A 12533-nucleotide genomic window follows, 5' to 3' on the forward strand; every position below is an offset into this window, starting at 1 on the left:
ATGACGTTGTCGGCAGAGCAAATAGAAAAATTATATCAATTCACAAGAAAACATTTTGTTGAATTTTACGATGTGCAAACAGAGTTAGTCGATCACTTGGCGAACGATATTGAAGAACAATGGGAAACGAATCCTGAGGACACTTTTGAAGCCGCTCTAGATATTTCCTTTAAAAAGTTTGGTGTTTTTGGTTTTCAAGAGGTGTTAGAAGCTAAGGCAAAAGCATTAAACAAATACTATTGGCGTGCCGTTTGGGATATTTATAAGTGCTTTTTTACACTTCCAAAATTGATGTTCACATTAGCTATGTGTTGCCTGTCATTTTTAATTTTAAAATACACGCCACATTTTGGTTATACTTTAGGTGCTATTGCTGTAGCTTTTTTTGCATTGTACTTGGGGCAAGTTATGCTATTAAATAAAGCTATTAAGCAGGAGCAAAAAAAAACTGGGCGTAAATGGATGTATCAAGAGTTGCTAGGGAACCTTGGTGGTTTGATCGGTTTAGCTGGTGCGTTTGTTCAGGGTTTAGCTAGGCTTCCTAAGTTTCGAGAAGGGTATCACGATTATAGTATAATGCTGATAAGCATAGGTGTTGTTGGGGTAGCACTTTTAAGTTACGTCACTTTATTTATATTACCCGAAAAAATTACAACCTACTTAAAAGAAGAATATAAAGCATATTATGTGTAACATTTAATATATTAGATCTACCTATATAAAAACCTAACCAACCATCTTAATTATGATTACACATTTTTTAAACCTGGAATGGAAGCAATTTACCAGGTCTGCAAGCTTCGGTAAGAGCTTAGGACTAAAAATATTGATGGGCTTTTTCGCTTTGTATTTTATTATCATATTCTTAGCATTAGGTGTAGGCATGTTTCCGATGCTTAAAAAGATATTTCCAGAAAGCGATCCTTTTGTAATGTTTAATAGCTTTATTTTCTATTGGATTTTAGGAGACTTAGTGATTCGTTTTTTCTTTCAAAAATTACCGGTAATGAACGTAAAACCTTTACTTACTTTGCCGCTAAAACGTAAGAAGGTGGTGAATTTTGTGTTGGGAAAATCGGCGTTATCCTTCTTTAATTTTTTACCACTATTTGCAATTGTGCCTTTTGGTGTTACACTTATTTTTAAAGATTATAATGTATCTGTGGTTTTAGTTTGGATGCTTACCATTGTAATTATAACACTTATAAATAACTATCTAAATTTTATTATTGAAAGCCTGTCTGCTAAAACAGAATTATCATTTCTACCCATTATACTTTTATCAGGAGGGCTTTTTGTTTTAAATCATTTCGAAATTATTAATATTTCAGAACTATTAGCTGTCGGAATCCAATCTATAGCTAGCAATCCGTTGTATTTAGTTGTTCCTGTTTTAATTTTGGTTGGATTATACATATTCAATTTTAAAATTCTTCGCGATAAACTCTTTTTAGATAGTTCATTAAAAACTAAAACGCAGGAAGTTCATGCGTCTAACTTAGAATGGACCAAGAAGTTTGGAGATATCGCGCCTTTTATGCAATTAGACTTAAAGTTACTTTGGCGAAATAAAAGGCCAAAATCTTCGGTTTGGATGTTGATTTTGGGGTTGTTATATGGGTTAGTGTTTTATCCAAATCCTGAATATCAAGATAAAGAATTTTTCTTTGCCTTTGTAGGGATATTTATAACAGGAATTTTTCTTATCAATTTTGGACAATTTATTCCGGCTTGGGATAGTGGCTACTATAAACTGTTGATGAGTCAAAATATTAAGTATAAGCAATATTTAAAATCTAAGTATACATTAATGACATTTAGTGTTATTATTTTGTTTGTATTAAGTATTCCTTATGTCTATTTTGGGTGGAAGATTTTGCTAGCACATTTTGCGGCAGCTATTTATAATATTGGTGTAAATACTCATGTTATTTTAATAGGTGGATCTTTTAATCGAAAAAAAATAAATCTAAATGAAAGAGCGGCTTTTAATTTTCAAGGTACAGGTGCAGTACAATGGATTATTGGGTTGCCATTATTAATTTTACCTATGGCAATTTTTGGAATTGCTAATTGGTTATTTAGTTTTGAAATAGGTATTACTGTGTTAATATTTTTAGGTGTCCTAGGAATAGTTTTACATGAAAAACTAATGAAATTTATAACAAAAAAATACTTAGCCTCTAAATATAAAATGATCGCAGCTTTCGATCAGGATAACTAAAATAGTATAGTATGATAACAACAACAAATCTTTCAAAAAAATATAACGGCAATCAAGTTTTAAACATAGCGCATTTAGAGATTCCTAAAGGTCAGAGTTTTGGTTTGGTAGGAAATAATGGTGCTGGAAAAACCACGTATTTTAGCTTATTACTCGATTTAATTCAGCCTACAACAGGCCATATTACAAGCAATGATATTCAGGTTGATTTAAGTGAAGATTGGAAACCCTTTACCTCGTCTTTTATAGACGAAAGTTTTTTAATTGGCTATTTAACAGCAGAAGAATATTTCTACTTTATTGGCGAACTTAGAGGTCAGAATAAAGCAGATGTAGATGCACTTGTAAATCAGTTTGAAGATTTCTTTCATGGCGAAATTTTAAAGCAAAAAAAATATCTTAGAGATTTAAGTAAAGGAAATCAGAAAAAAGCTGGGATTGTGGCTGCGCTTATCGGAAATCCAGAAGTTATTATCTTAGACGAGCCGTTTGCTAATTTAGATCCTACTACGCAAATTAGACTCAAAAAAATTATAAAAGATTTAGGCGAACAAAAAGGTGTTACCGTGTTGGTTTCAAGTCACGATTTATCTCATGTTACCGATGTTTGCGAACGCATAGTCGTTTTAGAAAAAGGAGAAGTTGTAAAAGATATTGTAACTAGTGGCGAAACGCTTAAGGAATTAGAATCGTATTTTGCTGGTACGTTAGAAGTTTAAATGTCAATCCATTTTTATAGGTTAATCAAAAAAGATGCTTATTTTTACGGCTTTGCATAATAATAGCAAGAGTTTATAGTTATTTATTTGATTAAATACCCCAGCGTTGAAAACATCTTTTAAGGTTATTTTTGTAGCATGTCTGTCTGCATTTCTATTGGTAAATTGTTCTAGAAAAAAGGACAAATTTATTAGTAGAAATTTTCATGCCATGGCTACAGAATATAATGTGCTGTATAATGGTAATATTGCTTTAGAAGAAGGACGTGATCGACTTAATGAAGATTATCAAGACGATTATTGGAATGTGCTTCAGGTAGAGCGTTTAGATTTTACTGAAGACGCTATGCTTCCGGGTCAATCTAAAAATGAAAGTTTTTCTAGAGCCGAAGAAAAAGCGGTAAAAGCCATACAAAAGCATTCCATGAATATTAAGGGGAAAGAGAAAAACCCTCAAATGGACGAGGCTTATTTATTACTCGGAAAAGCTAGATATTTCGATCAGCGATTTGTACCGGCATTAGAAGCTCTTAATTATATTCTCTACAAATATCCGTTAAGCGATAAAATTAATGTGGCTCGTGTATGGCGAGAAAAAACTAACATGCGCTTAGATAACGACGAGCTTGCCATAAAAAACTTAAAACGCTTATTAAAATTAGAGCATCTTAAAGGCCAGGAATTGGCAGATGCAACTTCTACTTTAGCCCAAGCCTATTTAAATATTAAAGTTGTAGATACTGCAATTGCTTATTTAGAAATAGCTGCAGAATCTACTGCAAAACACGAAGAGCGCGGCCGTTATTTATTTATTAAAGGCCAGTTGTATAATACTTTGGGTTATAAGGATAGTGCAAATATTACTTTTGATCGTGTTATAGATATGCACCGTAAAATCCCTAGAGATTATTATATCGGAGCCTATGTAGAAAAAGCTAAAAATTTCGATTATGAGAATGGTGATAAATTACTGTTTTCAGAAACTTTAGCTATGCTAGAAGAAGATCGAGAAAATCGGCCGTATTTGGGACGAATTTACCACCAAGTTGGCGAGTATTATTTGGCAACACATAACGATTCTTTAGGTATTGCTTACTATAATAAATCCTTAAGGACAGAGCGAAGAGATAAAGAGTTAAATGCAAGAAATTATAAAATTCTAGGCGATTTAAGTTTCAATGATGCCGAGTATAAAACGGCAGGTGCTTATTTTGATAGTACACTTACCAATCTCACCCTTAATTCTAAAAAATACAGAACGGTTAAGCGGGAACGCGATAACTTAGATGATGTTATTTATTATGAAGATATTTCTAAAGTAAACGACAGTATTTTACGTTTGGTAAATTTACCAGAATCTGAACGTTTAGCGTATTTCGAAGCCTATACAGAACATTTAAAAGAAGCTGCAGAAATAGAACGAGAACGCCAAGAGGCAGAAGCTAGAGCGCAAGAAATGTTAAACTCTAATAGTGGCTTTAATGTAAATACTAAAACCTCTGCTTTTCAAGATCGCGAAAGTGCTACACAAATAGCAAATACTTTTTATTTTTATAATACTACTACAGCAGCGTATGGTAAGAATGAGTTTATTAAAATTTGGGGGAATCGAGAAAATGAAGACAATTGGCGTTGGTCTAATATGAATTTCTCAGGCCCTACTGCAATAGCAGTCGCAACAGATGGAGATGGAATAAATTTTGATGCAGACATTTATCAGCCTCAATTTTATTTAGATCAAATTCCTTCAGACGAAAAAATAATAGATAGTATTGGTAAAGAACGTAACTATGCCTATTATCAATTAGGTGTAATTTATAAAGAAAAATTTAGCGATTACGAATTGTCTAAAGATAAGCTACAGTTACTGTTAAAGCGTAATCCGGAAGACCGATTAATTGTGCCTGCAAAATATAATTTATATAAAGATTACGAATTATTAGGGCAGTTGGGTGAGGCCGAAATTCTGAAATCAGATATTATTAACAATCATTCAGAGTCGCGCTATGCAGAACTCTTGCGTAATCCAGATCAGGCCGTAGCTCAAGATTCAAACAGTCCGGAAAGTGTTTACCAAAACACTCATAAGCTCTTTAATGCTCAGAAATACACTGAAGTTATTGCGTTATGTGAAGAGAATATTAAGGTTTTTGAAGGTGAAGATATTGTTGCTAAATTTGATTTATTAAAAGCAACAGCTATAGGTAGATTGTATGGTTATGATGAATATAGTAAAGCCTTAAACGATGTGGCGCTGTCTTATCCTAACTTACCGGAAGGACAACGTGCAGAAGAGTTAAGACGAAATGTGTTACCAAAAATAAGATATTCAGGATTTATAGATTACGAAAGCGGTAAGCGATTTAATGTGGTGTATCAATTCGATAATGCTTCAAAAGAAGATATAGACGCTTTTGTAGAGCAACTAAATACCCAACTCGAAAAAATTAGATATTACGATTTAACATCATCTAAAGACGTGTATTCCCCAACCACCACCTTTGTTATTGTTCACGGTTTTACTAATTTAGTGGTCGCAGAAGGTTTTAAGGATTTATTCAAGAAAAATGATAAGAATCGGATTACAAAACCTTACAATGTCATTTCATCTGAAAATTATCAAATCATTCAGATACATAAAAATTTAGACACATATTTTAGTGAAATTAAATAAATATTAAATCCCCCAAAATTAATTACTATGTTCAAGGATAGCAAAAAAGAAAAACAACAAAGCGTAGAGTCTTCAGGAAATCAAAATATTATAGCACAAGGCACCAAAATTGTAGGTGATGTTAGCAGCGAAGGCGGGTTTAGAATTGATGGTGAAATAGAAGGTAACTTAAAAACACCAGGAAAAGTTGTTGTAGGTAAAACCGGTTTTATTAACGGGACTTTAGAAGGAACAGACGCGTATTTTGAAGGTCGTTTTTCTGGAAAATTAGAATTATCGGGGACGTTAACTTTAAAATCTAGTGCAGACATTCAAGGCGATGTTATTGTGGCTAAATTAGCTGTAGATCCAGGTGCTAATTTTGATGTAACTTGTGTGATGAAAAGTGGCGTTAAAGCTATAAAGAATGATAGATCCAAAGAAAAAACAGCTTAATAAATACATTAGGTTTACAACTATGGCGCTCCAAATGGGCTTAACCATTTATTTGGGAAGCGTGTTGGGAGAATGGTTGGATGTGAAATTTGAAAATGAAGACCAACTCTATTTTAAAATAGTAACATTGGTCGCTGTTTTTATAGCCATGTTTTCAGTAATAAGGCAGGTGCTAAATATTACCAATAACGATAAAAAATGATTAAAAGAATACTCGTCTTTTTACTATCTATTCTTCTACTTTTTGCAATAGCATTTACCATTCATAACTATTTTATGACAGAAGTCATGTCTTTTAAGTTATGGCAAGTGTATCTTTATCACCTTATAGCAACACTCATTGTATATATAAGTATGGAAGCGGTATCAAGTACTCTTCCTAACCAAGCAGGTTATTCTTATTTGGTACTTATGTTTATAAAACTGGGTGTTTTTGTTTTGATATTTAAACATTCGGTATTTGAAAATGATCAGTTAACGCAAACAGAACGATTTGCTTTAGTTATACCCTTATTTATGTTTTTAACGGCAGAAGCTGTAGCAGTTGCAAAACTGCTAAACAACAAATAGTTGAAGTTTTTTTGTGGAAAATTGTAAATTCAGCACTAGAATTTAAACATATGTAAAAAAAGGGTTTGGGTTTTTAAATTATTGTTTACATTTGCACAAAATTTTAGAGAGCGTAATTCATTAGTTAGAAAAATATGATGGTAGCAAAAAAATCTATCAAGTTTATTGCAATTTTAGTTTTATTGATGACTACTGTCTCAACCTTCGCAAACGAGGGTGGAGAAGATAATCAACATCATGAAAAAGGGAATAAGGTAGATACTCCTGAAGAAATTAAAGAATATATTGCGCATCACTTAAAAGATTCTCACGATTTTCATTTATTTTCGAATAATGAAACAGGTACACATGTAAGCTTTCCTTTACCTGTAATAGTATGGTCTAGCGATGGATTGAGAATGTTTATGTCTTCAGAATTTCACCACGACGATAACGGTCATGTTATTGTTGAAAAAGATGGTGTTAAATTAACAAAAATTCACAGTAAAATATACGAGTTAGAAGCTGGTGCAGAGGCCGTTGCTTTTGATGAACATCACCATGCAGAAAACGCACACAAAGTATTAGATTTATCGATTACAAAAAGTGTATTTGGTATGTTAATCGCAGGAATCTTAATGTTCTTAGGATTTGGTGCTTTAGCTAAAGGATACAAAAAAGGACCAATCCCAACTGGAGTTGGAAGAGTATTAGAGCCTTTAGTATTGTATGTGCGCGACGAGATTGCACGTCCTAATATAGGAGAGAAAAAATACATGAAATTCATGCCGTTTTTATTAACTGTGTTTTTCTTTATCTGGATTTTAAACTTATTAGGTTTAACACCGCTAGGTTTTAACGTAACTGGACAAATTGCTGTTACAGCATGTTTAGCCATTTTTACTATGATTATTTATTTAACTAATGGTAGTAAAGATTTCTGGATGCATACATTATGGATGCCAGGTGTACCTTATATTTTAAGACCTATTTTAGCAGTTATAGAATTAATTGGTTTTGTAATTATTAAACCATTCTCTTTACTAGTGCGTTTATTTGCAAACATGACAGCAGGACACTTTGTTGTTATGAGCTTAATCGCCTTAGTAATATTAATGAAAGAAGCTTTTGGACCGGTAGCATCAACAGGTGTATCGTTAATACTAGCTTTATTTATTACGGTTATCGAAATATTGGTAGCCTTTTTACAAGCATTTATTTTCACGATGTTATCATCGTTATTTATAGGAATGGCAGTTGAAGAACATGACCATCATTAATAAGAATTTGTTTAATTAATATTTTAAAAATCAATTAGTATGTACAATTTAATTGGAGCAGGATTAATCGTAATCGGAGCTGGTTTAGGTCTTGGAAAAATTGGTGGTAGTGCAATGGAAGCAATTGCTCGTCAACCAGAAGCAGCTGGAAAAATCCAAACTGCGATGATCATTATTGGAGCATTATTAGAAGGTTTAGCATTCGGTGCTTTAATCTTAGGTAAATAATCCTAACAATAAACAAAGCAAGAACAGTATTCTGCAACGGTTGGTTGCAGAAGCTGTTTTTAAAAAATTAAACAAAACAGAAGTAAAACTTTTTATTTAATCACACATGGATACGTTATTAAACGATTTTTCACCAGGATTGTTCATCATGCAAACCATTATCCTTATAATCTTAATTGTATTATTAGGTAAATTTGCTTGGAAACCTATATTAGGGTCTTTAGCGACTAGAGAAGACGGAATTAAAGATGCTATTGAAGCTGCAGAAAAAGCAAAATTAGAATTGCAAAATCTTCAAGCTGATAATGCAAAATTATTAAATGAAGCTAGAGTAGAACGTGATGCGATGCTTAAAGAAGCACGCGAGATGAAAGATAAAATGATTCTTGATGCTAAAGATGAAGCTCAAGTTCAAGCTAATAACATGATTGAAGCTGCAAAGCACGCTATAGAAAGTGAAAAGAAAACTGCTATGGTAGAGATTAAAAATCACGTTGCAGAATTATCTTTAGAAATCGCTGAAAAAGTAGTGCGTGGAGAATTATCTAATAAAGACAAACAATTACAATTGGTTGATACTTTATTAGGTGAAAGTACTTTAAATTAAGAAGGACATGGCAGGATCAAGAGCAGCAATACGTTACGCAAAAGCAGTTTTAGAATTAGCAACAAGTAGTAATTCAGCAGAAGCTGTAAATACAGACATGACTTTAATTGCTAAAACTATTTCAGATAGTAAAGACTTAAGCGCTATGCTTCATAGTCCTGTAGTAAGATCTGCTATTAAAAAATCGGCGTTATTAGAAATATTTAATTTTATCACGCCTTTAACTGTTAATCTATTCGATACCTTAATTGAAAATAAAAGACTATCGGTTTTAGAAGATGTTGCTATAAAATACATGCAGTTGTTTGAACAGGCATCTGGTAAAGAAATAGCAATAGTAACAACAGTTGTACCTTTAACAAGCGATTTAGAAACTAAAGTTTTAGCAAAACTAAAATCGTTAACAGGAAAAGCTGTTGATATTAAAAATGTAATAGACGAAAGCATTATTGGTGGTTTTGTATTACGTGTTGGCGATATGCAGTACGATGCAAGTGTGGCAAACAAATTGAATAAAATAAAACAAGAATTTTCATTAAATTAATTTTATAAATTTTTTAATCGGAATGTTCCGGTTAGAGCTTATATCTAAATAAAATGGCAGAAGTAAAACCAGCTGAAGTAACAGCAATCCTAAAGCAACAACTACAAGGTTTTGAAGCGGGAGCAACCTTAAATGAAGTAGGAACAGTATTAACTGTTGGAGATGGTATTGCACGTGTTTACGGATTAGCTAATGCACAATACGGTGAATTAGTAGATTTCGGAGACGGTCTTGAAGGAATTGTATTAAACCTTGAAGAAGACAATGTAGGTGTAGTATTATTAGGACCTTCAAAATTTGTTAAAGAAGGAACAACAGTAAAACGTACCGAACGTATCGCATCTATTAAAGTAGGTGAAGGTATTGTTGGTCGTGTTGTAGATACTTTAGGAAACCCTATTGATGGTAAAGGACCTATCACTGGTGAAACTTACGAAATGCCTTTAGAGCGTAAAGCTCCTGGTGTTATCTTTAGAGAGCCAGTAACCGAGCCATTACAAACTGGTATTAAAGCTATTGATGCGATGATTCCTGTAGGTAGAGGGCAGCGTGAGTTGGTTATTGGAGATAGACAAACAGGTAAAACTGCAGTTTGTATTGATGCCATTTTAAATCAAAAAGAATTTTACGATGCAGGTGAGCCTGTATATTGTATATATGTAGCGGTTGGGCAAAAAGCATCAACAGTTGCTTTAATTGCTAAAACTCTTGAAGAAAAAGGAGCTTTAGCTTACACTACAATAGTAGCTGCAAATGCATCAGATCCTGCTGCAATGCAAGTATATGCACCATTTACAGGAGCATCTATTGGAGAGTATTTTAGAGATACTGGTAGACCAGCTTTAATTGTTTTTGATGATTTATCTAAACAGGCCGTTGCTTACCGTGAGGTATCTTTATTATTAAGACGTCCACCAGGACGTGAGGCATATCCTGGAGATGTATTTTACTTACACTCTCGTTTATTAGAGCGTTCTGCAAAAGTGATTAATAATGATGAAATTGCTAAAGACATGAACGACCTTCCAGATTCTATTAAAGGAATCGTAAAAGGTGGTGGTTCTTTAACAGCTTTACCAATTATTGAAACACAAGCGGGTGACGTTTCTGCATATATCCCAACAAACGTAATTTCTATTACAGATGGGCAAATTTTCTTAGATGGAGATTTATTTAACTCTGGTGTACGTCCAGCAATTAACGTAGGTATTTCTGTATCTCGTGTTGGTGGTAATGCTCAGATTAAATCTATGAAAAAAGTATCTGGTACTTTAAAATTAGACCAAGCACAATACCGTGAGTTAGAAGCTTTCGCTAAGTTTGGATCAGATTTAGATGCTGTAACTTTAAACGTAATTAACAAAGGTAAACGTAACGTAGAGATCTTAAAGCAAGGTCAAAACGATCCGTTTAAAGTAGAAGATCAGATTGCAATTATTTATGCAGGATCTAAAAACTTGTTAAAAGACGTTCCTGTTGACAAAGTAAAAGAATTTGAAAGTGATTATCTTGAGTTTTTAAAAGCGAAACATTCAGATGTATTAGCGACTTTAAAATCAGGAAAATTAACTGATGCTGTTACAGATACATTAGCTGCTGTAGCAAAAGAATTATCAGTAAAATATAAAGCTTAATTAGATTTTAGTATTGAGTAGTGAGGTTGTAAAGTACCACTTCACTACTGAATACTCAATACTTTATTCTAGTATAAAACATGGCAAATTTAAAAGAAATACGTAACAGAATAGCTTCAGTATCTTCAACGATGCAGATTACCAGTGCCATGAAAATGGTTTCTGCTGCAAAGTTAAAGAAAGCACAAGATGCTATTACTGCTATGCGTCCTTATTCAGACAAGCTTTCAGAACTTTTACAAACCTTAAGTGCAACTATAGATTCTGAAATCTCTAACGAGTATTCAGAACAAAGAGAAGTTAACAAAGTGCTTATTATAGCGGTTACTTCTAACAGAGGTTTGTGTGGTGCGTTTAACTCTAATATCATTAAAGAGGTAAACAACTTGGCCAAAACAAAGTACGCTGGGAAAGACGTATCTTACCTTGTAGTTGGTAAAAAAGCTAACGATGCATTTAAAAAGACCAATAAAATTGTAGGTAACAAAAGTGATATTTTCGATGATTTATCATTTGAAAATGTAGCTGAAATTGCTGAGTCTTTAATGCAAAAGTTCGTTGCTGGCGAGTATGACAGAATTGATATGGTTTACAATCAATTTAAAAATGCAGCAACTCAAATAGTAACTACAGAGCAATTCTTACCTATTTCACCTATTGAAGTAGAAAAAGATGTGAATACGGATTATATTTTTGAGCCAACAAAATTAGAAATCATTCAACAATTGATTCCTAAATCTTTAAAAAATCAGTTATTTAAAGGTCTTAGAGATTCTTTTGCAAGTGAGCATGGTGCACGTATGACGGCGATGCATAAAGCGACAGATAATGCAACAGAATTAAGAGATCAATTAAAATTAACATATAACAAAGCACGTCAAGCAGCAATTACTAACGAAATTTTAGAAATTGTTGGTGGTGCAGAAGCCCTAAATAATTAGTCACTCTAATTGATAAAAAAGGGTATCGATTTTAGATAATAGTCTAAACATTAATGTCACATATATACTATATAAAAGCCTTGCATATCGCGAGGCTTTTTTTATGCAGTAACTTTACTATCTTTAGTACTTACAAAATGTGTGATATGAAACTTTTTAAAGTCCTTTTTTTATATAGTATTATACTGTGCTCCATAAGTAATTGTGCTTCTCAGAAACTTGAGAAAGTTCCACCTGTAGGTATCAAAGAAATTTACACACAACATTGGAGCTCTGGAGTAAAATCAGGTGGTTCTGGAACTAATGTTTTTATTGTTTTAGATGCTGAGTTGCCACAACATATTAGTTTAGATAGTATTTATTTCAAAACATTACAATTGCCTTTAGCGCCAGATACGCGTAACCCATTGTTATTTGCCGGACGTAAAGTTTATCCAGCAGACAGTAAATACACATCTATAAAAGGTAATGCTGTAACAGATCAAAAAGTTTCCGAAAATATTCAAAAAGAACCTAAATTTACGCTTGAAGATAACCAATGCGTAATTCAGTATACAGTATCAGGAGACGTTAAGTATTTTATTTACGACCAGTTATACGCTAAACAATCACCTCCTATTCCTAATGCTAGGCCTAAACCGTAATAATCGGTTGGTTTCCTTTTTTAGTTCTTTTACTTTCAATACTTTTAGCCTCTT

At 32.9% G+C, this 12533-nt stretch carries 14 protein-coding genes; all 14 read left to right on the forward strand.

Annotated features, from left to right (window positions below; translation table 11 throughout):
- The 14 genes from AST99_RS13505 (at position 1) to AST99_RS13570 (ending at position 12479) form a co-directional block, all read left to right on the forward strand.
- Positions 1–693, forward strand: a complete 693-nt coding sequence (locus AST99_RS13505; protein WP_057782501.1) for a hypothetical protein — start codon at positions 1–3, stop codon at positions 691–693.
- Between the two features lie 52 nt (positions 694–745).
- Positions 746–2224 (forward strand): DUF5687 family protein, encoded by a 1479-nt coding sequence (locus AST99_RS13510; protein WP_057782503.1) that lies wholly within the window; start codon positions 746–748, stop codon positions 2222–2224.
- Positions 2225–2235: 11 nt separating this feature from the next.
- Positions 2236–2943 carry an ABC transporter ATP-binding protein gene (locus AST99_RS13515; RefSeq protein ID WP_057782505.1) on the forward strand — a complete coding sequence of 236 codons (708 nt, stop codon included), beginning with the start codon at positions 2236–2238 and terminating at the stop codon, positions 2941–2943.
- Between the two features lie 106 nt (positions 2944–3049).
- A complete protein-coding gene (gene porW, locus AST99_RS13520) occupies positions 3050–5617 on the forward strand; it encodes a type IX secretion system periplasmic lipoprotein PorW/SprE (RefSeq protein WP_057782507.1) in 2568 nt (855 codons plus the stop codon).
- Positions 5618–5644: 27 nt separating this feature from the next.
- On the forward strand, positions 5645–6052 hold the full coding sequence (locus AST99_RS13525; RefSeq protein ID WP_057782509.1) for a bactofilin family protein: 408 nt from the start codon (positions 5645–5647) through the stop codon (positions 6050–6052).
- Entirely contained in the window at positions 6024–6254 is a 231-nt protein-coding gene (locus tag AST99_RS13530) for an AtpZ/AtpI family protein (protein ID WP_057782511.1), read from the forward strand. The genes AST99_RS13525 and AST99_RS13530 overlap by 29 nt, the downstream gene beginning before the upstream one ends.
- Positions 6251–6622 (forward strand): DUF6168 family protein, encoded by a 372-nt coding sequence (locus tag AST99_RS13535; protein WP_146035135.1) that lies wholly within the window; start codon positions 6251–6253, stop codon positions 6620–6622. The genes AST99_RS13530 and AST99_RS13535 overlap by 4 nt, the downstream gene beginning before the upstream one ends.
- A 134-nt stretch (positions 6623–6756) precedes the next feature.
- Positions 6757–7881: a F0F1 ATP synthase subunit A gene (gene atpB, locus AST99_RS13540; RefSeq protein WP_057782515.1), complete on the forward strand. Its 1125-nt coding sequence runs from the start codon at positions 6757–6759 to the stop codon at positions 7879–7881.
- Between the two features lie 39 nt (positions 7882–7920).
- On the forward strand, positions 7921–8109 hold the full coding sequence (gene atpE / locus AST99_RS13545; RefSeq protein WP_057782517.1) for an ATP synthase F0 subunit C: 189 nt from the start codon (positions 7921–7923) through the stop codon (positions 8107–8109).
- A 106-nt stretch (positions 8110–8215) separates the two neighbouring features.
- Positions 8216–8716, forward strand: coding sequence for a F0F1 ATP synthase subunit B (locus tag AST99_RS13550; protein ID WP_057782519.1), 501 nt, complete (start codon positions 8216–8218; stop codon positions 8714–8716).
- Between the two features lie 7 nt (positions 8717–8723).
- Entirely contained in the window at positions 8724–9260 is a 537-nt protein-coding gene (atpH, locus tag AST99_RS13555; RefSeq protein ID WP_057782521.1) for an ATP synthase F1 subunit delta, read from the forward strand.
- A gap of 53 nt (positions 9261–9313) precedes the next feature.
- Positions 9314–10894: a F0F1 ATP synthase subunit alpha gene (gene atpA / locus AST99_RS13560; RefSeq protein WP_057782524.1), complete on the forward strand. Its 1581-nt coding sequence runs from the start codon at positions 9314–9316 to the stop codon at positions 10892–10894.
- A gap of 80 nt (positions 10895–10974) precedes the next feature.
- Complete coding sequence (gene atpG, locus AST99_RS13565; RefSeq protein WP_057782526.1) at positions 10975–11835, forward strand: ATP synthase F1 subunit gamma; 861 nt, start codon at positions 10975–10977, stop codon at positions 11833–11835.
- Positions 11836–11981: 146 nt separating this feature from the next.
- The gene (locus tag AST99_RS13570; protein ID WP_157486393.1) at positions 11982–12479 is read left to right on the forward strand and encodes a hypothetical protein; all 498 of its coding nucleotides are present in this window, start codon (positions 11982–11984) and stop codon (positions 12477–12479) included.
- Positions 12480–12533: the final 54 nt, after the last annotated feature.

Source organism: Formosa algae (genome assembly GCF_001439665.1).
Lineage (GTDB): Bacteria > Bacteroidota > Bacteroidia > Flavobacteriales > Flavobacteriaceae > Formosa > Formosa algae.